The 23,395-nt window shown below is 60.1% G+C and carries 19 protein-coding genes; 8 read left to right on the top strand and 11 right to left on the bottom strand.

Annotation, left to right across the window (positions count from 1 at the left end):
- Window positions 1–438 precede the first annotated feature (438 nt).
- Window positions 439–1,173, bottom strand: a complete 735-nt coding sequence (locus tag E4P00_RS08200) for a phosphoadenylyl-sulfate reductase (protein WP_078822064.1) — start codon at window positions 1,171–1,173, stop codon at window positions 439–441.
- 148 nt (window positions 1,174–1,321) lie between these two features.
- Here E4P00_RS08200 and thrH point away from each other — a divergent pair, with 148 nt between their 5' ends.
- The gene (gene thrH, locus E4P00_RS08195) at window positions 1,322–1,939 is read left to right on the top strand and encodes a bifunctional phosphoserine phosphatase/homoserine phosphotransferase ThrH (protein WP_005790415.1); all 618 of its coding nucleotides are present in this window, start codon (window positions 1,322–1,324) and stop codon (window positions 1,937–1,939) included.
- A gap of 110 nt (window positions 1,940–2,049) precedes the next feature.
- Here the strand turns inward: thrH and pabB are convergent, their stop codons facing one another.
- The 4 genes from pabB to E4P00_RS08175 all read right to left on the bottom strand — a co-directional run bounded on the left by pabB (window position 2,050) and on the right by E4P00_RS08175 (window position 6,556).
- Window positions 2,050–3,393 carry an aminodeoxychorismate synthase component I gene (gene pabB / locus E4P00_RS08190; protein ID WP_248131137.1) on the bottom strand — a complete coding sequence of 448 codons (1,344 nt, stop codon included), beginning with the start codon at window positions 3,391–3,393 and terminating at the stop codon, window positions 2,050–2,052.
- A 102-nt stretch (window positions 3,394–3,495) separates the two neighbouring features.
- Window positions 3,496–4,482, bottom strand: a complete 987-nt coding sequence (locus E4P00_RS08185) for an alpha-L-glutamate ligase-like protein (protein WP_005790412.1) — start codon at window positions 4,480–4,482, stop codon at window positions 3,496–3,498.
- Window positions 4,482–6,014, bottom strand: a complete 1,533-nt coding sequence (locus E4P00_RS08180; protein ID WP_032879907.1) for an inactive transglutaminase family protein — start codon at window positions 6,012–6,014, stop codon at window positions 4,482–4,484. Before E4P00_RS08180 ends, E4P00_RS08185 begins: the two co-directional genes overlap by 1 nt.
- A gap of 5 nt (window positions 6,015–6,019) precedes the next feature.
- Entirely contained in the window at window positions 6,020–6,556 is a 537-nt protein-coding gene (locus E4P00_RS08175; RefSeq protein ID WP_032879908.1) for an ATP-dependent zinc protease, read from the bottom strand.
- Between the two features lie 271 nt (window positions 6,557–6,827).
- Here E4P00_RS08175 and E4P00_RS08170 point away from each other — a divergent pair, with 271 nt between their 5' ends.
- From E4P00_RS08170 to prpD, 6 genes are all read left to right on the top strand, one after another.
- Window positions 6,828–7,541, top strand: a complete 714-nt coding sequence (locus E4P00_RS08170; protein ID WP_032879909.1) for a GntR family transcriptional regulator — start codon at window positions 6,828–6,830, stop codon at window positions 7,539–7,541.
- Window positions 7,538–8,431: a methylisocitrate lyase gene (gene prpB / locus E4P00_RS08165; RefSeq protein WP_032879910.1), complete on the top strand. Its 894-nt coding sequence runs from the start codon at window positions 7,538–7,540 to the stop codon at window positions 8,429–8,431. The genes E4P00_RS08170 and prpB overlap by 4 nt, the downstream gene beginning before the upstream one ends.
- A gap of 42 nt (window positions 8,432–8,473) precedes the next feature.
- On the top strand, window positions 8,474–9,601 hold the full coding sequence (prpC, locus tag E4P00_RS08160) for a 2-methylcitrate synthase (RefSeq protein WP_223018090.1): 1,128 nt from the start codon (window positions 8,474–8,476) through the stop codon (window positions 9,599–9,601).
- A 183-nt stretch (window positions 9,602–9,784) separates the two neighbouring features.
- On the top strand, window positions 9,785–12,379 hold the full coding sequence (gene acnD, locus E4P00_RS08155; RefSeq protein WP_248131135.1) for a Fe/S-dependent 2-methylisocitrate dehydratase AcnD: 2,595 nt from the start codon (window positions 9,785–9,787) through the stop codon (window positions 12,377–12,379).
- A gap of 11 nt (window positions 12,380–12,390) precedes the next feature.
- Window positions 12,391–13,581 carry a 2-methylaconitate cis-trans isomerase PrpF gene (prpF, locus tag E4P00_RS08150; RefSeq protein WP_248131133.1) on the top strand — a complete coding sequence of 397 codons (1,191 nt, stop codon included), beginning with the start codon at window positions 12,391–12,393 and terminating at the stop codon, window positions 13,579–13,581.
- A gap of 178 nt (window positions 13,582–13,759) precedes the next feature.
- Window positions 13,760–15,244 carry a 2-methylcitrate dehydratase gene (prpD, locus tag E4P00_RS08145; RefSeq protein WP_078822059.1) on the top strand — a complete coding sequence of 495 codons (1,485 nt, stop codon included), beginning with the start codon at window positions 13,760–13,762 and terminating at the stop codon, window positions 15,242–15,244.
- A 134-nt stretch (window positions 15,245–15,378) separates the two neighbouring features.
- On the opposite strand, the gene E4P00_RS08140 is transcribed toward prpD, so the two are convergent.
- From E4P00_RS08140 to E4P00_RS08120, 5 genes are read right to left on the bottom strand one after another with little or no spacing between them, the layout of a single operon-like run.
- A complete protein-coding gene (locus E4P00_RS08140) occupies window positions 15,379–16,119 on the bottom strand; it encodes an alanyl-tRNA editing protein (protein WP_216091959.1) in 741 nt (246 codons plus the stop codon).
- 2 nt (window positions 16,120–16,121) lie between these two features.
- Window positions 16,122–17,114, bottom strand: coding sequence for a serine O-acetyltransferase (locus tag E4P00_RS08135; protein WP_005790394.1), 993 nt, complete (start codon window positions 17,112–17,114; stop codon window positions 16,122–16,124).
- A gap of 37 nt (window positions 17,115–17,151) precedes the next feature.
- Window positions 17,152–18,066, bottom strand: a complete 915-nt coding sequence (locus E4P00_RS08130) for a cysteine synthase family protein (protein WP_057701141.1) — start codon at window positions 18,064–18,066, stop codon at window positions 17,152–17,154.
- A 16-nt stretch (window positions 18,067–18,082) separates the two neighbouring features.
- Window positions 18,083–19,945 carry a molybdopterin-synthase adenylyltransferase MoeB gene (moeB, locus tag E4P00_RS08125; protein WP_248131131.1) on the bottom strand — a complete coding sequence of 621 codons (1,863 nt, stop codon included), beginning with the start codon at window positions 19,943–19,945 and terminating at the stop codon, window positions 18,083–18,085.
- 23 nt (window positions 19,946–19,968) lie between these two features.
- Window positions 19,969–20,913, bottom strand: a complete 945-nt coding sequence (locus E4P00_RS08120; RefSeq protein WP_032879916.1) for an EamA family transporter — start codon at window positions 20,911–20,913, stop codon at window positions 19,969–19,971.
- Between the two features lie 109 nt (window positions 20,914–21,022).
- On the opposite strand from E4P00_RS08120, the gene E4P00_RS08115 reads away from it, so the two are divergent.
- A complete protein-coding gene (locus E4P00_RS08115; protein ID WP_248131129.1) occupies window positions 21,023–22,447 on the top strand; it encodes a PLP-dependent aminotransferase family protein in 1,425 nt (474 codons plus the stop codon).
- 104 nt (window positions 22,448–22,551) lie between these two features.
- Here E4P00_RS08115 and E4P00_RS08110 read toward each other — a convergent pair whose 3' ends face one another.
- A complete protein-coding gene (locus tag E4P00_RS08110; RefSeq protein WP_003193298.1) occupies window positions 22,552–23,370 on the bottom strand; it encodes a pyruvate, water dikinase regulatory protein in 819 nt (272 codons plus the stop codon).
- Between the last annotated feature and the right edge of the window lie 25 nt (window positions 23,371–23,395).

Raw genomic sequence — 23,395 nt, 5'->3', positions numbered from 1 at the left:
GATGGCAAAGTGTATGTAGGTTTTGTATTGATTGTATACAAAGCGTACTTTTCACTAAGCCACATGCGTGCCAGTTTTCGTTATATGAAAAACGGGGATAATTTCTTTTTTATAGTATTTTTAAATAAACTACTGAATTAAAAGCAATATAAATTGACCGTTTGAACAGGTATTTATTTTTGATTGGGAGTAGCGTGATTCGGGGGTGTGGGGACTAGCAGAGATGAATGTTACGTTTTGGTGCGCTCGAATATGAGTTGCACACAAAAATGGCACCTATGGTTACAAGGTTGTGTACATTTTATGCTGCGCACAAAACAAAATGTGGGAGGGGGCTTGCTCCCGATAGCGGTATATCAGTCAGAAAATCTGCAACTGACCCACCGCTATCGGGAGCAAGCCCCCTCCCACATTTTTACCTCACCAGTTTGCCAGGCCTCAGGCCTTGCTGATGATATTCCCCGCATGCAGCCCGCATTCCTTCTGCGTGGCTTCTTCCCACCACCAGCGACCTTCGCGCTCATGCTGGTTCGGCAATACCGGGCGGGTGCAGGGCTCGCAGCCGATGCTGATAAAGCCGCGCTCATGCAGGCTGTTGTAAGGCAACTCCAACATGCGGATGTAACCCCACACCTCTTCGCTGGTCATCTGCGTCAGCGGGTTGAACTTGTACAGGGTACGTTCGGGGGTGGAGAAAGCCGTGTCGATTTCCAGCGCAGCCACCTGGCTGCGGGTGCCGGGGCTCTGGTCGCGGCGCTGGCCGGTGGCCCAGGCACTTACACTTGCGAGCTTGCGGCGCAGCGGTTCGATCTTGCGGATGCCGCAGCATTCGCCATGGCCGTCCTTATAGAAGCTGAACAGGCCCTTTTCCTTGACGAAGGGTTCCAGCTTGCTCTGGTCCGGCGAGATCAGTTCGATGTCGATCTTGTAGAACTCGCGCACCTGCTCGATAAACCGGTAGGTTTCCGGGTGCAGACGGCCAGTGTCGAGGCTGAATACCTTGACGTTCTTGTTCAGCTTCCAGGCCATGTCCACCAGCACCACATCCTCGGCACCGCTGAAGGAAATCCACAGGTCATCGCCGAACTGGCTGAACGCCAGCTTGAGAATATCCTGTGCAGACTTGTTGGCATAAGTCGCGGCGAGTTCAGCGACGTCGAAGGCTTGGTTCATCAGGACGGTTCCTACAGGTCAGTGGCGCTGAGCGCTCTATAGGCGGCGATGGTATCAAAATCTGCCGTGCGTTGCGGCGGCGTGCTTGAGTCGCTAGAGTTCGGCAGTCCTTTTGCCCGCTCAACTAATAAATCCAATGGAGTGTCTTGTGGAAATTGCCTGTCTTGACCTGGAAGGGGTGCTGGTTCCGGAAATCTGGATCGCCTTCGCCGAAAAAACCGGTATTGAATCCCTGCGCGCCACCACACGCGACATTCCCGACTATGACGTGCTGATGCAGCAGCGCCTGCGCATCCTCGACGAGCACGGGCTCAAACTGGCCGATATCCAGGCGGTGATTGCTACGCTCAAACCGTTGGACGGGGCCGTCGAGTTCGTCAACTGGCTGCGCGAACGCTTCCAGGTGGTGATCCTGTCCGACACCTTCTACGAATTCTCCCAACCGCTGATGCGCCAGCTGGGTTTCCCGACCTTGCTGTGCCACCGCTTGATCACTGATGAAAATGATCGGGTGGTAAGCTACCAGTTGCGCCAGAAAGACCCCAAGCGCCAGTCGGTATTGGCGTTCAAAAGCCTCTACTACCGCGTGATCGCTGCCGGTGATTCGTACAACGACACCACCATGCTGGGGGAAGCGGACCGTGGGATTCTGTTCCATGCGCCGGAGAATGTGATTCGCGAATTCCCGCAGTTCCCGGCGGTGCATACGTTTGAAGACTTGAAGAAAGAGTTTATCAAGGCGTCGAATCGGCAGTTGAGCCTGTAAGTTATGCGACGCGACTGATTGCCCCATCGCAGGCAAGCCAGCTCTCACCTTTGATCGCGGCGCGGTCGAAGATGGGAGGGGGCTTGCCCCCGATAGGGCCGGTACAGGCCCTACAAACTTTCCAAAGTCTGTAACAACACCCGCACCTTCGTCAGCGACTCCTGATACTCAGCCTGCCACTGCGAATCCGCCACAATCCCACCGCCACCCCAGCAACACACCTGCCCGTCCTTGACCAGCAAACTGCGGATGGCAATGGAGCTGTCCATCTCGCCGCGCACGTCCAGGTACACCAGCGAGCCGCAGTAAAGCCCGCGGCGGGTTGGCTCAAGTTCGTCGATGATCTGCATCGCACGGATCTTCGGCGCGCCGGTGATGGAGCCGCCGGGGAAGCTGCCGGCGATCAGGTCGAGGGCGTCTTTATCGTCGGCCAATATGCCGGTGACACTGCTCACCAGGTGGTGCACGTTGGGGTAGCTTTCCAGGCTGAACAGCTCTGGCACTTTCACTGAGCCGATGCGGCAATTGCGACCGAGATCGTTGCGCAGCAGGTCGACGATCATCAGGTTTTCTGCGCGGTCCTTGGGGCTGGCGAGCAACTCGGCGGCGTTGGCGGCATCTTCTGCAGGTGTTACGCCGCGAGGGCGGGTGCCCTTGATCGGGCGGGTCTCGACCTGGCGTTCGCTGATGCGCACAAAGCGTTCCGGTGACAGGCTCAGTACCGCACCGTCATCGGGCAAGCTCTGGAACCCGGAAAACGGCGTGGGGCAGGCTTCGCGCAGGGCGCAATAGGCTGCCCAGGGATCCCCCATGCAGGGTGCGCGAAAGCGCTGGGCAAAGTTGACCTGATAGCAGTCGCCGGCCTGGATGTAATCCTGGATACGCGCGATGGCTTGGCGGTAGGCCTCTGCGGTGAGGTCTGGTGCCATCGGGCCCTGGAGTTTGAACGTCGCAGAGGTGTCGACAGTCCCGTGGCTGAACAGCGCGATCAACCGTTGTCGTTCGCTATCGGCCAGCGTGGGATGAAACACCAGTTGGCTGCTCCGGGCCTGGTGGTCGCTGATCAGCGCCCAGGCGTACAGCCCGAAGCGCGCGTCCGGCAGGTGCAGGTCATCCAACGCCAGGTGCGGCATGGCCTCAAGGTGCCGGCCGAAGTCGTAGCTCAGGTAGCCTATCAAGCCTCCGGCGAACGGCAACGGTAAATCCGCGGGGATTGCGGCTTCACCCAATCGCGTGAGGTTTTCCCGTAAGCGTTGCAGGAAATCACTGCCGCTTTCGTCCGGCCCTACCGTCAATGTCGCTTCGGGCCAGGCACTGAGCAGGTCATACCGGCCGCGCTCAGCCGTCGGCCGGCCGCTGTCGAGCAGTACCGCGCCTGGAGCATGGCGAATCGCCGCAAAATACTCGGCGGGGTTGGCCCGGTAGGGCAATGGATGTACGGAGCAGGTCAACATGCGGGGTTGGATCAGCCAATGGCGCGGGGGAGGGGGGATTGTAGTCCCCTGTAGGATTTGCTCCTAGAGGGGATGTCGGGGATAGACAGTTCGAAGACCGGATCAGCCTTCCACGGGCGGTATATGCCCGAACATCTCCTGCACAAACTTCACCCGCTCTTGCGGGGTTTCCGTCACGCCGGCAGCCTTGAGTTCTTCCAACCGCGCTTCCACTGCATGGGTGCGCAAAGTCAGGCCGCAGTCGTTGGCAATCTGGATGTTCAGCCCCGGCCGTGCATTCAATTCAAGGATCAGCGGACCTTTTTCCTGGTCCAGTACCATGTCCACGCCGATATAGCCCAGTCCGCACAGCTCATAGCAGCCGGCCGCAAGCTGCATGAAACCGTCCCAGTTGGGCAGTTGCACACCATCGACCGCATTGGTGGTGTCAGGGTGCTTGGTGATGATGTTGTTCAGCCAGGTACCGCGTAGGGTCAGGCCGGTGGCAAGGTCGACGCCTACGCCGATCGCGCCCTGGTGCAGGTTGGCCTTGCCGCCGGATTGGCGGGTCGGCAGGCGCAGCATGGCCATCACCGGGTAGCCCATCAGCACGATGATGCGGATATCCGGCACGCCTTCGTAGCTGATGCTCTTGAAGATCTGATCGGGCACCACGCGGTACTCGATCAGCGCCCGGTCGCGGTGGCCACCCAGTGAGTACAGGCCAGTGAGGATGCTGGAAATCTGGTGCTCGATCTCTTCATGGCTGATGATCTTGCCGGACACCGTGCGATAGCGTCCTTCAAACCGGTCGGCCACTACCAGGATGCCATCACCGCCCGCACCCTGGGCCGGCTTGATCACGAAGTCGCTGCGCCCACCGATGATCTCGTCGAGCTTGTCGATTTCCTTCTCGGTGGAGATCACCCCGTACATTTCCGGCACATGAATGCCGGCCGCCAGCGCCCGCTCCTTGGTGATGATCTTGTCATCCACAATCGGGTACAGGCTGCGCTTGTTGTACTTGAGCACGTAGTCGGCGTTACGCCGATTGATGCCCATGATCCCGCGCGCTTCCAGGGCCTTCCAGGTTTTCCAGAAGCCAAACATCAGGAGTCAGCCTTCAGGAATGCCTTGAAACGCACCAGCTCGGTGAGGCGATAGCCGCGATAACGACCCATGGCCAGCATGAAGCCCACCAGAATCAGCAGGATCGCCGGGAAGGTGAACACGAAGTAAACCAACTCCGGCACGCTCATGATGAGGTGGGCCAACGAGGCGGCGAACAGGGTGCCAATCGCCACTTTCAGTGCATGGTTGGCGCCGCGTTCTTCCCAGGTAATCGACAGTCGCTCGATGGTCATGGTCAGGATCACCATCGGGAACAGCGCCACCGACAAGCCACGCTCCAGCCCCAGCTTATGGCTGAACAGGCTGATGGCGGCGATCAGCACCACCACGAAGGTCAGCACCACCGACAGCCTCGGCAGCATCTGCAGTTTCAAATGTTCCAGATACGACCTGAGTGACAGCCCCAGTGCCGTGATGATCGTGAACAGCACAATGCCGAAGCCCAGTTGCGTCTCGCGGAACGCCAGGGCGATCAGCACCGGCGTGAAGGTGCCCAGGGTCTGCAGGCCGATCAGGTTGCGCAGGATCAGAATCACCAGCACGCCAATCGGGATCATCACCATGATCATGAAGGTCTGCTGGGTTTGCAGCGGCAGGCCGTACAGCGAGTATTCGAGGAAGTTGGCGTCGGTGTTTTCGTCGGTCAGCTTGGCCAGGCGAATCGCGTTCATTTCGCTGTTGTTGAGGCTGAAGGTCACCATGGCCTTCTTGCCGCCATCGACCGTGATCAGGTTTTCATCGCCGGTCCACCACAGCAGGCGGTCGGCGGGCAGGCCCTGTTCACCGGTCTCCGGGTTGAAGTACAGCCAGTCGTTGCCGTTGAAGCTGCGCAGCCACAGTTCCGGGGTTTGCGGCTGGTCGGCCACCAGGCGGATGGTGTGGACTTTCTCCACCGGCACATGGGCAATGGACAGCAGCAGCTCGACGATCCTGGCCTTGTGCGGCGTCGACGGGTCGCCGGCCAGCAGCAGCTTCACATTGTCGTCGTTGAGGTTGTTGGTGCGCTTGATGGCTTCGCTGATAAAGGTCTCGACGTCGGCCGAGTGCTGGCGGATCGGCGCCAGCAAGGCTTCGGCGGCGATTTTTTCCGGGCCTTCCACGGCGATGCTGTCGCGGAAGGTCGGGCCTTTGATCTTGACCTTTTCGCCGCTGTAACGCTTGGTCAGCACCAGGCGGTAATACAGGGTCTGGTTGCCCTTGGCCCGGCGCGCTGACCAGGTGACCTTGCGGTTGCCGTCGATGCGGTTGACGCTGACTCCGTAGTTGTTGGAGATAAAGCTTTCATTAAGGCTGACGAAGTCGCGGCTCAGTGGCGGCACGAACATCTGGATCTTGACCGGGTCCTTGGGGTTGGCGACGAACTCGACCTTGGCGTCGATGTTCCACAAGTCGTCGGTGGCATCCTCGGTCACGGGAATCCCCAGCACGAAAATCTGATAGGCGGTGACCGAAATGCCGAGCACCACCAGGAAGGTGATCAGGATTTTCAGGTGCAGGGTCAGAGAGCGCATTCGGTTTACTCGGCGGTATGAGCGTCGGCGACGCAGGCGGGTTTGCCTGCTGCATATTTAAGACTGGGGTCGACCAGCGCATCAAAGCGTTTCAGCGCTTCGGAGCCGATCAGCAGCGGGTATTGGAAGCTGCTGCGGTCAGTCAAGTTCACTTCGATGCTGCGTAAAGCAGTGCCCATGCAGATATCCAGGGCAACCACCGGACGGGCGGTGTAGTTCTTGTCCTCATCGGGGTCGTAGTCGCCGGCGCGGCGCTTGATCTTGCTGACGCGGGCCAGGGGCAGTTCGATGGGGTGGGAGTGGGCGGTGTCGATGGCCAGGTAGAAGCGTACCCAGGTTTCGCCGTTGCGCTTGAAGCGCTTGATATCGCGGGCGCTCAACGAGGCGGTCTTGGCGCCGGTGTCGAGCTTGGCCGCGACTTCCAGGTCGATACCGTCCAGCTTGGCGTATTCATTGAGGCCATACACCGTTTTCTCGGCGGTGAAGCCAAGGCTGGGTAGCAACAGTAGGCAAACAAACAGGGGGAAGGGCTTGAGTCTCATAAATCCTGAGGCGGTGCCGTGCGATGTTTAATTCAAGGCGACTGGCATTGCTGCGCAAACTCCCTCGTGCGCCGTTTCATCCAGGGATGTCAGGCAAATACGCCGGGCATTCTAACATGATGCTTTTTTGGCGCCAGCGCTGGCAGGCGGCCATGCCTTGGATTGGTTAATCAGGCGTATTAGACGATTGTCGACAATGTGTATTTATTCTTTGACTGTTAAGGGGTAATTGGCTAGTTTTTGCGGCATTGCTTTTGAAGGTGTCGACAATATGCTGGGTCAGGCGGAAATTCCGATAGCGGCGTCAGACGATTCCCAAACCATGTCCGAGAACGTTTTTCGGCGTATCCAGGCCGCCATCGTCAAAGGTGAAATCGCCCCCGGCAGCAAGATTTCCGAGCCGGAACTGGCGCGTACCTACGGCATCAGCCGCGGCCCGCTGCGCGAGGCGATCCACCGCCTGGAAGGCCAGCGCCTGCTGGTGCGCGTGCCCCACGTCGGCGCACGGGTTGTGTCCTTGAGCCACGCCGAGCTGATCGAACTCTATGAGATCCGCGAGTCCCTGGAAGGCATGGCCTGCCGCCTCGCTGCCGAGCGCATGACCGACGCAGAAATCGAAGAGCTGCGCCAGGTATTGCACACCCATGAGCGCGATGCCGCGTTCCAGGCCGGTGTTGGCTACTACCAGCAGGAAGGCGACTTCGACTTTCATTACCGGATCATCCAGGGCGCCGGTAACCGCACCCTGACCCAAATGCTCTGCGGCGAGCTGTACCAACTGGTGCGCATGTACCGCATCCAGTTTTCCGCCACCCCCAATCGTCCACGCCAGGCATTTGCCGAACACCACCGCATTCTCGACGCGATTGCCGATCGCGATGGTGAATTGGCCGAACTGTTGATGCGCCGGCATATCGGCGCCTCCAAACGCAACATCGCCCGTCACTTCCCGGACGGTGCTCCTTCATCACGAGGTGAGTCATGAGTTCCCATAACAACAGCACTCCCGGCCAGCGTTTCCGTGACGCAGTCGCCAGCGAACAGCCTTTGCAAGTTGTTGGTGCAATCAATGCCAACCACGCGTTGCTGGCCAAGCGCGCCGGCTTCAAGGCTATTTACCTGTCGGGTGGCGGTGTCGCCGCCGGCTCGCTCGGCGTGCCGGACCTGGGTATTACCGGGTTGGATGACGTACTCACCGACGTGCGCCGCATTACCGACGTCTGCGACCTGCCGCTGCTGGTGGACGTGGACACCGGTTTCGGCTCCTCGGCGTTCAATGTGGCGCGCACCGTCAAGTCGATGATCAAGTTCGGCGCCGCCGCCATCCATATCGAAGACCAGGTCGGCGCCAAGCGCTGCGGGCATCGCCCCAATAAAGAGATCGTGTCGCAGCAGGAAATGGTCGACCGCATCAAGGCTGCCGTGGATGCGCGTACCGATGACAGCTTCGTGATCATGGCGCGCACCGACGCCCTGGCGGTCGAGGGCCTGGAGTCTGCCCTTGAACGTGCCGCCGCGTGTATCGAAGCCGGTGCCGACATGGTCTTCCCGGAAGCCATCACCGAGCTCGAGATGTACAAGCTGTTCGCTTCCCGCGTAAAGGCGCCGATCCTGGCTAACATTACCGAGTTCGGCGCGACGCCGCTGTACACCACCGAACAGTTGAAATCTGCGGATGTTTCCATTGTGCTGTACCCGCTCTCGGCCTTCCGTGCCATGAACAAGGCCGCCGAGAACGTCTACACCGCGATCCGTCGCGACGGCACCCAACAGAACGTGATCGACACCATGCAAACGCGCATGGAGCTCTACGATCGCATCGACTACCACACCTTCGAGCAGAAGCTCGACGCGCTGTTTGCCGCGAAAAAATAATGCGGTGCGCCTCCCTAATAAATTCAAGATTGGAGAACGAACATGGCTGAAGCAAAAGTATTGAGTGGCGCCGGCCTGCGTGGCCAGGTTGCCGGGCAGACCGCACTGTCGACCGTGGGCCAGGCTGGTGCAGGCTTGACCTATCGTGGCTACGATGTGCGTGAACTGGCCGCCGATGCGCAGTTTGAAGAAGTCGCCTACCTGTTGCTGTACGGCGAGTTGCCGACCAAGATCGAACTGGCCGCCTACAGCGCCAAGCTGAGCAAGCTGCGTGACTTGCCCCAGGCATTGAAAGAAGTGCTCGAACGCATCCCCGCCGACGCCCACCCGATGGACGTGATGCGCACCGGTTGCTCGTTTTTGGGCAATATCGAGCCGGAAAAAGATTTCAGCGTACAGCGCGATGTCACTGACCGCCTGCTTGCCGCATTCCCGGCGATCATGTGCTACTGGTACCGCTTCAGCCACGACGGCAAGCGCATCGACTGCGTGACCGACGAGCCGAGTATCGGCGGCCACTTCCTGCACCTGCTGCACGGCAAGAAACCCAGCGAGCTGCACGTCAAAGTCATGAATGTGTCGCTGATTCTCTACGCCGAGCACGAATTCAACGCCTCGACCTTCACTGCCCGGGTGTGCGCCTCGACCCTGTCCGACCTGTATTCCTGCGTCACTGCCGCCATCGGTTCCCTGCGCGGCCCGCTGCACGGCGGGGCCAACGAAGCGGCGATGGAAATGATCGAGCGCTTTTCCTCGGCCGAAGAAGCGGTCGAAGGCACGCTTGGCATGTTGGCGCGCAAGGACAAGATCATGGGCTTCGGCCACGCGATCTATAAAGACAGCGACCCGCGTAATGAAGTGATCAAGGGCTGGTCGAAAAAACTCGCTGATGAAGTGGGCGACACGGTGTTGTTCCCGGTGTCTGAAGCCATCGACAAGACCATGTGGGAACAGAAGAAGTTGTTCCCCAACGCCGACTTCTACCATGCCTCGGCTTACCACTTCATGGGCATCCCGACCAAGCTGTTCACACCGATCTTCGTGTGCTCGCGCCTGACTGGCTGGGCCGCGCACGTGTTCGAACAGCGCGCCAACAACCGCATCATCCGTCCAAGCGCCGAGTACATCGGCGTTGAGCAGCGCAAGTTCGTGCCAATCGAACGTCGCTGAATGGGATGGGCTGTGTTCGCTGGCTAATGTGCTTTTTTGTGGGAGCTGGCTTGCCTGCGATGGCATCACCTTGGTGTACCTGTCACACCGCAGTGATGCAATCGCAGGCAAGCCAGCTCCCACAGGAAACAAAGCCAGTGTCGACAGTTCACCTTTCGAACTTACCGTGACCGAGTCCTGACGATGAACACTGAATTTCGCAAACCGCTCCCCGGCAGCCGCCTGGATTTCTTCGACGCCCGTGCGGCTGTCGAAGCAATCACCCCCGGCGCCTACGCCACCTTGCCTTACACCTCGCGCGTGCTTGCCGAAAACCTGGTACGCCGTTGCGACCCGGCCACCCTCAACGCATCCCTGAGCCAGTTGATCGAGCGCAAACGTGATCTCGATTTCCCCTGGTTCCCGGCGCGCGTGGTGTGCCATGACATCCTCGGCCAGACCGCTCTGGTGGACCTTGCCGGTCTGCGCGATGCCATCGCCCTGCAAGGCGGCGACCCGGCGCAGGTCAACCCGGTAGTGCCGACCCAACTGATCGTCGACCACTCCCTGGCTGTCGAGGCTGGCGGCTTTGACCCGCAGGCGTTCGAGAAAAACCGCGCCATTGAAGACCGTCGCAATGAAGACCGCTTCCACTTTATCGAGTGGACCAAAAAAGCCTTCAAGAACGTCGATGTCATCCCGCCGGGCAACGGCATCATGCACCAGATCAACCTGGAGAAAATGTCGCCGGTGATTCAGGTCCGTGACGGCGTAGCCTTCCCGGATACCTGCGTCGGTACTGACAGTCATACTCCCCACGTCGATGCCCTGGGCGTGATCGCCATTGGCGTCGGCGGCCTGGAGGCCGAGAGCGTGATGCTCGGCCGTGCGTCGTGGATGCGCCTGCCGGAAAGCGTCGGCGTGGAACTGACCGGCAAGCTGCAACCGGGCATCACCGCCACCGATATGGTGCTGGCACTCACCGAGTTCCTGCGCCAGCAGAAAGTGGTCGGCGCCTGGCTGGAGTTCTTCGGCGAAGGGGCTAGTGCACTGACCCTGGGCGACCGTGCGACCATCTCCAACATGGCTCCTGAATACGGCGCCACCGCAGCGATGTTCTATATCGACCAGCAGACCATCGCCTACCTCAAACTCACTGGCCGAGAAGACGAACAAGTCGCCCTGGTCGAACAGTACGCGCGCCACACCGGTCTGTGGGCCGATGACCTCAAGGGGGCTCAGTACGAGCGTGGCCTGACCTTCGACCTGTCCAGCGTCGTGCGCAACATGGCCGGGCCCAGCAACCCACACGCCCGTGTTGCCACCCGCGACCTGGCGTCCAAAGGCATCAGCGGCCAATGGGACGAAGTGCCAGGGCAAATGCCCGACGGGGCGGTGATCATTGCGGCCATCACCAGTTGCACCAACACCAGTAACCCGCGCAACGTCATCGCGGCGGGGCTTCTGGCACGTAACGCCAACAAGCTCGGCTTGGCCCGCAAGCCGTGGGTCAAGTCGTCGCTGGCGCCGGGCTCGAAAACCGTGGCCATGTACCTGGAAGAGGCCGGCCTGGGCCATGAGCTGGAAAAGCTCGGTTTCGGCGTGGTGGCCTTTGCTTGCACCACCTGCAACGGCATGTCCGGCGCGCTCGACCCGGTGATCCAGCAGGAAATCATCGACCGCGACCTGTACGCCACCGCCGTGTTGTCGGGCAACCGCAATTTCGACGGGCGCATTCACCCTTACGCCAAGCAAGCCTTCCTGGCTTCGCCGCCGCTGGTGGTGGCCTATGCGATTGCCGGCACCATCCGTTTCGATATCGAGAAGGACGTGCTCGGCCTGGATGCCGACGGCAAGGAAATTCGCCTGCAGGATATCTGGCCGAGCGACGAAGAGATCGACTCGGTGGTCAAGGCATCGGTCAAGCCCGAGCAGTTCCGTGCGGTGTACATCCCCATGTTCGCGATTCACGAAGACACCGGCCCCAAAGTCACCCCGCTGTATGACTGGCGCCCGCAGAGCACCTACATCCGTCGCCCGCCGTACTGGGAAGGCGCGCTGGCCGGCGCGCGGCCGCTCAAGGGTATGCGCCCGCTGGCGGTGCTGCCGGACAACATCACCACCGACCACCTGTCGCCGTCCAACGCGATCATGCCGGGCAGTGCCGCCGGGGAATACCTGGCGAAGATGGGCTTGCCGGAAGTCGACTTCAACTCCTACGCGACCCATCGCGGTGACCATCTGACGGCGCAGCGCGCCACTTTCGCCAACCCGAAACTGTTCAACGAAATGGTGCAGGAAAACGGCAAGGTCAAGCAGGGCTCTCTGGCGCGTATCGAGCCGGAAGGCAAGGTCACGCGGATGTGGGAAGCGATTGAAACCTACATGGAGCGCAAGCAACCGCTGATCATCATTGCCGGTGCCGACTACGGCCAGGGCTCGTCTCGCGACTGGGCCGCCAAGGGCGTGCGCCTGGCCGGTGTGGAAGCGATTGCCGCCGAAGGCTTCGAGCGCATTCACCGCACCAACCTGGTGGGCATGGGCGTGTTGCCGCTGGAATTCCTGCCGGGCACCGACCGCCACACCCTCAAGATCGACGGCAGTGAAACCTATGACGTGATCGGCGAGCGCACCCCGCGCGCGCAACTGACCCTGGTGATCAATCGCAGGAATGGTGAACGTGTCGAGGTGCCGGTGACGTGCCGCCTGGATACCGCCGAAGAAGTGTCGATCTACGAGGCGGGCGGCGTGTTGCAACGTTTTGCCCAGGATTTCCTGGAATCGGCGGCCACCGCCTGAAGAGGACTACCATGGCACACGTAGCGCAAATCAAGATCCCCGCCACCTACATGCGTGGCGGCACCAGCAAGGGCGTGTTCTTCAGCCTCAAGGACCTGCCCGAAGTCGCGCAGGTGCCGGGGGCGGCCCGCGATGCCTTGTTGCTGCGGGTCATCGGCAGCCCCGACCCTTACGACAAGCAGATCGACGGCATGGGCGGTGCCACTTCAAGTACCAGCAAAACCGTGATCCTGGCCAAAAGCGCCCGCGCCGATCACGACGTGGACTATCTGTTCGGCCAAGTCTCCATCGACAAGCCGTTTGTCGATTGGAGTGGCAACTGCGGCAACCTGTCGGCAGCAGTGGGCTCGTTCGCCATCAGCGCTGGCCTGGTTGATCCGGCCCGCGTGCCCGAGAACGGGGTGGCGGTGGTGCGGATATGGCAGGCCAATATTGGCAAGAGCATCATCGCCCATGTGCCGATCACCAACGGCGCGGTACAGGAAACCGGCGACTTCGAACTGGACGGTGTGACCTTCCCGGCCGCCGAAGTCCAGCTGGAATTCATCGATCCGGCGGCGGAAGAAGAGGGCGGCGGTGGTTCGATGTTCCCCACCGGCAACCTCATCGACGACCTGGAGGTGCCCGGCGTAGGCACCTTCAAGGCCACGTTGATCAACGCCGGTATTCCGACCATTTTCATTAACGCTCAAGACCTCGGCTACACCGGTACCGAACTGCAGGGCGCGATCAACAGCGACCCCAAGGCCCTGGCCATGTTCGAGACGGTACGGGCTTATGGCGCGTTGCGCATGGGCCTGATCAAGCACCTGGACGAGGCCGCTCAGCGCCAGCACACACCCAAGGTTGCGTTCGTGGCCAGGCCTGCGGACTACGTGGCCTCAAGCGGCAAGGTAATCAAGGCCGGCGATGTGGATCTGTTGGTGCGTGCTTTGTCCATGGGCAAACTGCACCACGCCATGATGGGTACGGCGGCGGTAGCGATCGGCACGGCGGCGGCGATCTCCGGCACCCTGGTCAACCTGGCGGCGGGCGGCGTGGAGCGCAATGCCGTGCGCTTCGGGCATCCGTCCGGCACCTTGCGCGTCGGTGCCGAAGCCAGCCAAGTGAACGGTGAATGGGTGGTGAAGAAAGCCATCATGAGCCGCAGTGCGCGGGTGTTGATGGAAGGTTTCGTGCGCGTCCCCGGTGACGCTTTTTAGCTTTATGTGGGAGGGGGCTTGCTCCCGATAGCAGGGTGTCAGTCGCCCCATTCATTAACTGACCCACCGTCATCGGGAGCAAGCCCCCTCCCACAGGGATACAAGCAGGCAATCAGACCTGCGCAACGATTAACCCTGACCCTGAGGATGGAACAACCCAACTTTTAGGAGAACTGCCATGAGCGCCAACGTCGACCAGAACAACCGCCCCGACTACGACCAGGTTTTGCAGGACATCGCCGACTATGTCCTCAACTACCGCATCGACTCCCGGGATGCATTGGACACTGCCCGTAACTGCCTGATGGACACCCTTGGCTGTGGCCTGCTGGCCCTGCGGTTCCCCGAGTGCACCAAGCACCTGGGGCCGATAGTGGAGGGCACCGTGGTGCCGTTCGGCGCGCGCGTGCCGGGCACTTCGTTTCGCCTGGACCCGGTCAAGGCCGCCTGGGACATTGGCTGCATCGTGCGCTGGCTCGACTACAACGACACCTGGCTCGCCGCTGAGTGGGGCCACCCTTCGGACAACCTCGGCGGCATTCTCGCCGTGGCCGATCACCTTTCGCAAAAACGCGTGGCCAATGGCGAGGCGCCGCTCACCGTACGTGCGGTGCTGGAAGCGATGATCATGGCCCACGAAATCCAGGGGGTGATCGCCCTGGAAAACTCTTTCAACCGCGTCGGCCTTGACCACGTGCTGCTGGTCAAAGTCGCCTCCACCGCGGTCACCGCCAAGCTGATGGGCGCCAATCGTGAACAACTGCTGTCGGCCTTGTCTCACGCTTTCGTTGATGGGCAGGCGTTGCGCACCTATCGCCATGCACCGAATGCCGGCTCGCGCAAATCCTGGGCCGCAGGCGATGCATCGAGCCGTGGTGTGCGCCTGGCGGATATCGCCCTGCGTGGCGAAATGGGCATCCCCGGTGTGTTGAGTGCGCCGCAGTGGGGGTTCTACGACGTGTTGTTCAGCCACACCAACAAGGACCTGGCGCTCAAGCCCACAGACAAGCGCGCCTTCAGCCTGCCTCAGGCCTACGGCACCTACGTGATGGAAAACGTGCTGTTCAAGATCAGTTTCCCGGCAGAATTCCACGCGCAAACCGCCTGCGAGGCGGCGGTGACCTTGCACCCGCAGGTCAAGCATCGTCTGCATGAAATCGAACGTATCGTGATCACCACCCATGAGTCGGCGATTCGGATTATTTCCAAGGTTGGCCAATTGGCCAACGCTGCCGATCGCGACCACTGCCTGCAATACATGACGGCCGTGCCCTTGGTGTTCGGCAATCTGGTGGCCGAGCACTACGAAGATGATTTCCACGCGGCCCACCCGATCATCGACGAGCTGCGCGACAAGATGGTCATCGTTGAAGACCCACGCTATAGCCGCGAATACCTGGAGGCGGACAAGCGTTCCATTGCCAATGCGGTGCAGGTGTTCTTTATGGATGGCACCTGCACTGAGCAGGTAGCGGTGGAATACCCGATTGGCCATCGCCGCCGTCGGGTGGACGGTATCCCATTGCTGGAAGACAAGTTCAAAGCCAACCTGGCGACGCGGTTCACTGCGCAGCGCAGCGCCGAGATTGTTGCGTTGTGCAAGGATCAGGCACGGCTTGAGGCGACGGCTGTGAACCGTTTCATGGATCTGTTGGTGATCTAAAAAACAACGCGGCCAATGTGGGAGGGGGTTTGCTCCCGATAGCTGGGTGTCAGTCAACAGATTCATTGACTGGTCCACCCCTATCGGGAGCAAGCCCCCTCCCACATTTGTCCTCCATTGGGGCAACTATCGGGTCAGGTGCAAGCTTGTTCAAACCGCAGTATCACCCTGCGGTTGTGCTTGCTCTTCTTTTCAATTTTCTCGCAGAACACCCGGCCGATTTCCTCGGTGTTGAGCACATGGGTGCCGCCGCATGGCTGGATATCGATGCCGGGGATCTCAATCACCCGTACCGAGCCCGACACCACCGGTGGCGCAACCGCCTGGGTGCGGGTGATCTGTAGCAAGGTCGCGTATTCGGTGGCGGGCATCGACAGGGTCTTCACCGCGTGGGCCTGCTCGATCAGGGCGTTGAGGTCACGGGTTAGACCGTCTTTGTCCAGGGTCATTTCCGGCAGGTCGAAATCCAGTCGGCCTTTATCCGCACTGATGCTGCAACCGGTCACGGGCGCGTCAATGAGCGAGCACAACAAATGCAGGCAGGTGTGCATTTTCATGTGCTGGTAGCGCCGCTCCCAATCCAGGCCGGCGTCTACCTGGATGCCCGCCGTCAACTGCTCGGGGCAATGGTCCACCTGATGCCAGATGATCGAGCGCAACACCGGATCGCGCACGGTACCTGTCACCTCGACCCGCGTGCCATCGGGCAGGGTGAAATGGCCGGTATCGCCCGGTTGCCCGCCGCCGGTGGGGTAGAACAGTGTGTGCTCCAGGGCGATGCCGTGTTCACTGACCGCAATAACCCGGGCGCTGAACGCGTTCTGATAGGGCGCGCTGTCGAACAGCGCCAGGGTTTCCATGGTATGCACGGACATGTTCAACCTCCAACGATCAGTGGGCTGGCTTGCAAGAGGTGGCGCACCATCGCGCTCAAGCCAGGGGGAGAGAGCAGGGTGATTTCAAACTCCGGCCCGCAGACTTTCAGGTTCAGCGGCAAGCGCGGCAGTTGTTCGCCGGTATCGACACGGTGCAGACGAAATTGCAGGTGGTGGCGCTCTTTCACCGTGGGTTCGAGCATTAACCCTTGCAGCGGATGAAAGTCGGCATCCAGCACCGTGACCTTATGACCGGCACTCACCTCACCGACGACGTGCAAGCGCTCATCCAGGGCAAAGGCGCCTAGGTAATTGCTGCGGTCCGATTCGTCGTTTTTTTGCAACTGGATCTGGTTGACTACCTTGACCTTGGTGCCTGCCGGTACGTCCTGGGTGATCACGCAGGAGGGGCTGATAAATACGTTGTCGCCGATCGACACGTAGCCCAGCACCCGGGCACCGGCGCCCACCTCGACGTTGTTGCCCAGGCGCGGGTGGCGCTTGCCGTCCGGATTGTTGGCGATGCCGCGGGCTCCCAGGGTCACGCCGCACAGGATGTAGCAGTCGTTGCCGATCACGCAGGTTTCGCCGATGACGGTGCCATAGCCATGGTCCAGTACAAAGCGCCGGCCGATACGCGCCGCCGGATGAATCTCGGCACCGGAGAGAATCTTGCCCTGGTTGCTGAGCTTGAGTGCCATGCGCGAAAACATCCCATGGCCCGGGTCGGGGAAATTCCACACCTGGTGCGCAAGACGATAGAACAGCACTGCCTTGAACGAGGCATAGGATTCCAGGATCAACTCACCGCGCCCACGCGATGCCGGATCTCGATAGGCGTAGGCGATCAGGTCCTCGGCCACTGCTTGGGCGGCGTTCTGGATCAGTGGCGCCAGGTGTGGTTCCAACTGCTTCATCTGCCCGGGCGTCAGGGTCGTGATGAGATGGGTAAGCAACTCATCGTGCAGCAGTTGCATGTCGATAAAGCCCCCCATGGAGGCACCCCCGCATTCTGGATGATTGAAAAACCCGTTACTCGAAACTGGGCAGGTAGCTGTCGGCATTGTCGTAGACCATGGTCAGCACCACCGTTTCAGGCGGCAGTTCGGGGGCGAGTTGGGCGATGGCAACCATGTTGGCGGCGGAGGACAGCCCCAGGCTGATGGCGTCGGTGCGCATGATGCGTTTGATCATGTCCAGGCACGCCGAGTGCGACACCTTGAGCATGCCGTCGATCACGTCCAGGTTGAGGATGCTCGGGATCAGGCCAATCGACAGGCCCTGGATTGCGTGCGCAGCGTGCTGGTCTTTGAGCAGGTCGCATTCCTGCGGCTCCACGCCCATCACGCGGATCGCTGGCCAGGCGGCCTTGAGGGTTTCGCCAATGCCGGTGATATGGCCACCTGTGCCGATGCCGCTGACGAAGTAGTCCACGCGCTGATCACCGAAGGCGCGGATGATCTCCGGCGCGGTGGTGTCGCGGTGGGTCTGCGGGTTGGCGCCGTTGCGCTGCTGGTTGAGCATCACGAAGTTGGGGTTTTCCAACTGCAGTTCCATGCACTTTTCGCCGTGGGAGTTGTTGCCCAGGCGGCTGTCTGACAGCACCACTTTGGCACCATACAGGCGTAGCAATTTCTGCTTTTCGGGGCTGTAGTTGTCAGGGATCACCAGCACCACTTTATAGCCCAGGACATTGCCGGCCATCACCAGGCCAATGCCGGTGTTGCCGCCGCTGGGTTCGATGATGGTTTGCCCGGAGTCGCGGATCAGTACGCCACGGCGCTCGGCATCGAGGATCATGCCCAAGGCGATGCGCGCCTTGTGGCTGCCACCGGGGTTGAGGGATTCCAGCTTGGCGTAGACCTCGATGCCGAGGTCTTCGGAAAACTGGGCCAGGCGCACGATAGGCGTTTGGCCGATGACGTCGAGAATGGAGTTATGCAGCATCAGCAAGTCTCCACGATCAGTACAGAGGCATGTCGGGTTCGACGTCGCGAACCCAGTGCTTCATGCCGCCCTGCAGGACTTTGGTGTTCGCGAACCCGGCTGCCAGCAGGGTGCTGGCGGCTTGTTCGGCTCGGGTGCCCGCGTAGCAGATCAGGTAATGGGTGTTGTCTCGGCTGAGGTTGTCGAGTTGCCCATCCAGTTCGGCCAGGGGAATGTGCAGCACGCCTGGCAGCTTGCATACTTCCAATTCGCTGGCGTCGCGCACGTCCAGCAATACATCGGCGCTGTTGGGGTGCTCAAGCACCTGCTTGAGGTTCTGAGGCTTGATGTAGCGTTCTGCCGCCAGCGACGGTTGGCTCGGTACGGCATCGGCACATGCCGTGGGGGCGGCGCTTTCGCTGCTGCGCAGCTCCGAGCAGCAGGGGCAGTCGAGGCGGCGCTTGAAGCGGATCTCGCTGAACTTCATCGCCAGCGCGTCAAAGCGCATCAAGCGGCCGGATAAAGGTTCGCCAATGCCGATCAGCAATTTGATCGCCTCGGTGGCCTGGATCATTCCTACCACACCCGGCAGCACGCCGATCACGCCGCCGGCGCTGCAATTGGGCGCCAGTTCTGCGGGCGGGGCCTTGGGAAACAGGCAGCGATAGCACGGCCCGCCTTTGTAGTTGAGCACGCTGATCTGCCCGTCGAAACGGTAGATGGCGCCATAGACCAAAGGTTTGCCCAACTGTACGCAAGCATCGTTGACCAGGTAGCGGGTATCGAAATTATCGGTACCGTCGATCACCAGGTCATAGGCGCCCACCAGTTCCAGAGCGTTGTCGGTGTCAAGCGCGGTGTTGTGCGCATTGATCCGGATATGAGGGTTGAGGTCCAGCAGGCGTTGCTTGGCGGACTCGACCTTGGGCATTCCCAGTGTGCTGTTGCCATGGACAATCTGGCGCTGCAGGTTGCTGCTTTCCACCACGTCAAAATCCACCAGCCCCAGGGTGCCGATGCCTGCCGCTGCCAGGTACAGGCTGATGGGCGAGCCCAGGCCCCCGGTGCCGATGACCAGAACTTTGGCTTTCTTCAGGTTCAATTGGCCTTCGCGGCCGACGCCCGGCAGGGTGATGTGGCGCACGTAGCGCTGCACTTCTTCGTTGCTCAGGGTGTCGATGTCCATGCCGCCTGAGGTGGCGAGCAACACTTCGATCCGGGATTTTGGCGGCAGGACTTCATCGGCTTCGATCAGCGCCTCCTCGGCGGTAAACAGGAAGTGTTCCTTGAGCTGGTTGTTCTTTTCATGGAACAGGTACTGACGCAATTGGGGGTGATTGGTGCAGAGATTTTCAATGACTTCGCGCAATGTCGATCCGGCGCCCTCAAGGGTCGATTCCGGCAGCTTGGCCACGCGAACCAGAATGTCGGGGAAAGAGACAGCGTTCATGGACAACTCCGTGTGCAGGTCGTTGAAGGGTTGAGGTGCGAAATGCTTGCCATCCCAGGCAAACAGTTTTGAGCCCAGGACCTGGCTCTGGCGAACATCCACCACCAGATAGCTGACGGGGTAGATCGGCTCCCCCATGAACAGCGCCTTGTCCTGGTCTTCATCACTGAAATAGGCGCCGACATCCGGGTGGGAGTGATAGATCACCACCACCGGGTTGTCGCTGCGAAACGCCTTGTTCAGCAGCAGGGTATCGGCCACCGAGAAGGTGTAGCCGTTGGCCGCGCTGCGGGGGTACATCTGGGAGTTCTTGTGGTGCAGCTCGTTCTGGATATTGCTGCCCAGGTACACACTGCCGTCGACGAAGACGAAGCCGCAGCACTCTTCTGGGTAGCTGCGGCTGGCGTGGGCGTAGATCTGTTCCAGGGCGGTGGGGCGGAGGACTTCCATGTTTCTCTCGCGTTGGTTGAGGGTCATTTTTTCTTGGCCAGGAGTTTTTCAACCGGCAGCTTGGTGATCGCAAAGCCGGCCAGCAGAATCGCCGAATACAGCATAAGGTCGCGGGAAATTTCCACGCCTTCGTACCAGGCACCGATGATCACCGCGAACACCGGGAAGATGATGAAGACGAACGACAGGATGATCGGGCTCAGGCGCTTGAGCAGCATGAAATACACAATAAACCCGCCTACCGAGGCCACCAGCCCGAGGTAGAACAGTGCAGTCCAGGAGCGCAGGGTGATGTCATTGAAGGCTGGCGTTTCAAACCACAGACCGGCGACGAACAACATCAGCCCGGCGATGCCGATGGGCAGGGTGTTGTAGGTAATCACGCTGATGGCACTGCCTTTCTGCTTGGTAATCACGTAGCACAACGCGTGCATGATCGCGGCGCTCAGTATCGCCAACACCCCGAAGAACTCGGCGTGGTCCAGGTGCAGGCCCTGGCTCTTGATGATCATGTAGAGGCTGCCAAACCCGATACCGATGCCAACGACCTGGGAGAAGTAGATGCGCTCACGCAGGAACAGCGCCGAAAAGATCAGGATGAATACCGGCATGCAGCTGAACAGCAGGGCCGTCAGGCCGGATGACACGTGCATCTCGCCATAGTTGAGCAGGTAATAGGGAACGCTGAAGTACGACAGGGTCACAAACACAAAGAACCAGCGGCTTTCCCGTGGGAACAGGATCGGCTCGCGGCGCACCATGGCAAAACACAGGAACAGCGGAAACGCGATCAGAAAGCGCAGCCCGGCGGATGTCAGCGGCGGCACGCTCTCTACGGCGATCTTGATGCCCAGCCATGTAGTGCCCCAACTCAGGCACACGATCAGAAACATCAAGCTGGTCACCAGCCCGGCGAGCCACTGTTTTTGAGTTTTTGTTTTTGCAGTGTTTTCGAGAACGGCGGACATTGGCATCTTTTATTGCTTCCCTGAGCCGGAATTGAACTCTATATTGAACTTGTAATGAGTTACGTTTATCGGCGATTGAACCCGTAAAAGCACACTATTAGGGCGAAAGATGGCTGTCAAAACAAATATTGACATGGTGTCAATTATGCGTGAGGGCCTGTCCAGCGGGCAGGGCGTGAAGTACAAGCGCCTGTCTGATGTGATGGAGCGGGGCATCCTCGAAGGCTTGATTGAACCGGGACGAAAACTGCCGCCCCATCGGGTGCTGTCCGACAACCTGGGGGTGACCATTGGCACCATCAGCCGGGCCTACGGTGAGCTGGAGCGCCTGGGCTTGGTGGTTGCACGGGTCGGTGACGGAACCTTCGTGCGCAAGCGTGGGATGGAGCGTCAGCGTGATGAAGGCTTTCGCAATTTCAGCGAGGAGCCGCGCCAGTACTTCGACATGAGTCGCAACATGCACATTCCGGGGCAGGAAACGGTGTTTCTTGCCCAGAGCTTCCAAACGCTGTCGACCAACGCCAAGTTCCTGCAGGACATCAGCACCTATACCCCCGACGCCGGCTTGCCGCGTTACCGTGAAGCCGGGGCGCAATGGCTGGTGCAGCGCGATTTTCATCCGATTCCAGAGCAGGTCATCTGCGTCAACGGCGGCCAGCACGGTTTGCTGTGCGCGATGATGGCGCTGCTGCGTGCTGGCGATACGGTAGTCACCGAGCAACTGACTTATCCTGGGCTGATTACGGCTGCGCGCATGTTGGGCGTGCGCCTGATTGGCCTGGAAATGGATGAAGAAGGCGTGTTGCCCACGGCGCTGGATGAGGTCTGTCGTAATCACCGCATTTCGGCGTTGTACTGCACGCCGACTATTCAGAATCCCACGACGGCGGTGTTGTCGGTGGCGCGTCGCGAAGCCTTGGCCAAGGTGTGTCGTGAGCACAACCTGCTGATTCTCGAGGACGAAGCCCACGGCGTGCTGGTTGAGGATCGCCCGCCGCCCCTCAGCTATTTCGCGCCTGAGCGTACGATTTTGATCAGCAGTCTGAGCAAAGCGGTGTCGGCAGGGTTGCGGGTAGGCTACGTGCACGCGCCACCGGCACTGGTCAGCCGCATCTCGGCGGCACTGCGCTCGACCTGCTGGATGGCGACGCCTGTGACCCTGGAACTGGCCACCCAGTGGATCGAAAACGGCACGGCGGAATATCTGTTGCGCCAACAAATCAACGAAATCAGCCGCCGCAAAACCTTGGTCGAGGATTTATTGACCGGGCTGGCGTATCGCACCCACCTCAACAGCCCGCATTTCTGGATCGAAGTGCCGGAGCCATGGCGTGCGTCGGAAATCGAGGCAGAGCTCAGGCAGAACAATTACCTGATCGCCACCGCCGAGGCGTTTGCCGTGGGGCAGACGGCGGTGCCGCAGTTTATTCGGGCGAGTATCTGCAATACGTCTGGCGATGATCAGTTACTGCGCGAGGGGTTTGATGCGCTGGCGACGGCGTTGGGGCAGGGGGGGGGGCGGTTTCATCTGTAAATCCGCGTTACCGTTCATCGCAGGCAAGCCAGCTCCCACAGGGGAACGCATTCCAACTGTGGGAGCTGGCTTGCCTGCGATAGCGTCAGATCAGGCGACAGAGATCACTTGAAGCGCCGCTCCACACCCTTCTCAACCAAAATCTTTGCCGAAATCTCTTCCACCGAAAAATGCGTGGAATTGATGTGTGCAATATTCTCGCGACGGAACAGATTTTCCACTTCACGCACTTCGAATTCGCACTGCGCATAGCTGGAGTAGCGGCTGTTGGGCTTGCGTTCGTTACGGATGGCGGTCAGGCGGTCCGGGTCGATGGTCAGGCCGAACAGTTTGTGCGAGTGGGCGCGCAGGGCGGCGGGCAGCGTCAGGTGCTCCATATCGTCTTCGGTCAGCGGGTAGTTGGCCGCACGGATACCGAATTGCATGGCCATGTAAAGACAGGTCGGGGTCTTGCCGCAACGCGACACGCCCACCAGGATCAGGTCGGCCTTGTCGTAGTAGTGGGTGCGGGCGCCATCATCGTTGTCGAGGGCAAAGTTCACCGCCTCGATGCGCTCCATATAGTTGGAGTTATGCCCGATGGAATGGGACTTTCCGACAGAGTATGAAGAATGCTCACTCAACTCCTGTTCCAATGGCGCCAGGAAGGTCGAGAAAATGTCGATCATGAAACCATTCGACGTTGCGAGAATCTCACGAATGTCTTGATTGACGATGGTATCGAAAATGATCGGGCGAAAACCGTCTTTTTCAGCCGCCAGATTGATTTGTTGTACCATGGCCCGCGCTTTATCCACGCTGTCTATATAAGGCCGGGTGAATTTGGCGAAGGTAATGTTTTCGAACTGCGCAAGCAGGCTCTGGCCCAGTGTTTCGGCTGTGATGCCGGTGCCGTCGGAAATAAAGAAAGCAGATCGTTTCATTTGAGCCCTGGGCCTTAAGCTGATG

The organism is Pseudomonas sp. B329 (assembly GCF_023127835.1).
GTDB classification, from domain to species: Bacteria; Pseudomonadota; Gammaproteobacteria; order Pseudomonadales; family Pseudomonadaceae; genus Aquipseudomonas; species Aquipseudomonas synxantha_A.
This window is presented reverse-complemented; position numbering and strand designations above follow the sequence as displayed.

Coding starts and splice junctions, on each gene's coding strand:
- E4P00_RS08200 (WP_078822064.1), bottom strand. CDS start 1,173: ATGAACCAAGCCTTCGACGTCGCTGAACTCGCCGCGACTTATGCCAAC.
- pabB (WP_248131137.1), bottom strand. CDS start 3,393: ATGTTGACCTGCTCCGTACATCCATTGCCCTACCGGGCCAACCCCGCC.
- E4P00_RS08185 (WP_005790412.1), bottom strand. CDS start 4,482: ATGTTTGGCTTCTGGAAAACCTGGAAGGCCCTGGAAGCGCGCGGGATC.
- E4P00_RS08180 (WP_032879907.1), bottom strand. CDS start 6,014: ATGCGCTCTCTGACCCTGCACCTGAAAATCCTGATCACCTTCCTGGTG.
- E4P00_RS08175 (WP_032879908.1), bottom strand. CDS start 6,556: ATGAGACTCAAGCCCTTCCCCCTGTTTGTTTGCCTACTGTTGCTACCC.
- E4P00_RS08170 (WP_032879909.1), top strand. CDS start 6,828: ATGCTGGGTCAGGCGGAAATTCCGATAGCGGCGTCAGACGATTCCCAA.
- prpB (WP_032879910.1), top strand. CDS start 7,538: ATGAGTTCCCATAACAACAGCACTCCCGGCCAGCGTTTCCGTGACGCA.
- prpC (WP_223018090.1), top strand. CDS start 8,474: ATGGCTGAAGCAAAAGTATTGAGTGGCGCCGGCCTGCGTGGCCAGGTT.
- acnD (WP_248131135.1), top strand. CDS start 9,785: ATGAACACTGAATTTCGCAAACCGCTCCCCGGCAGCCGCCTGGATTTC.
- prpF (WP_248131133.1), top strand. CDS start 12,391: ATGGCACACGTAGCGCAAATCAAGATCCCCGCCACCTACATGCGTGGC.
- prpD (WP_078822059.1), top strand. CDS start 13,760: ATGAGCGCCAACGTCGACCAGAACAACCGCCCCGACTACGACCAGGTT.
- E4P00_RS08140 (WP_216091959.1), bottom strand. CDS start 16,119: ATGTCCGTGCATACCATGGAAACCCTGGCGCTGTTCGACAGCGCGCCC.
- E4P00_RS08135 (WP_005790394.1), bottom strand. CDS start 17,114: ATGGGGGGCTTTATCGACATGCAACTGCTGCACGATGAGTTGCTTACC.
- E4P00_RS08130 (WP_057701141.1), bottom strand. CDS start 18,066: ATGCTGCATAACTCCATTCTCGACGTCATCGGCCAAACGCCTATCGTG.
- moeB (WP_248131131.1), bottom strand. CDS start 19,945: ATGGAAGTCCTCCGCCCCACCGCCCTGGAACAGATCTACGCCCACGCC.
- E4P00_RS08120 (WP_032879916.1), bottom strand. CDS start 20,913: ATGTCCGCCGTTCTCGAAAACACTGCAAAAACAAAAACTCAAAAACAG.
- E4P00_RS08115 (WP_248131129.1), top strand. CDS start 21,023: ATGGCTGTCAAAACAAATATTGACATGGTGTCAATTATGCGTGAGGGC.
- E4P00_RS08110 (WP_003193298.1), bottom strand. CDS start 23,370: ATGAAACGATCTGCTTTCTTTATTTCCGACGGCACCGGCATCACAGCC.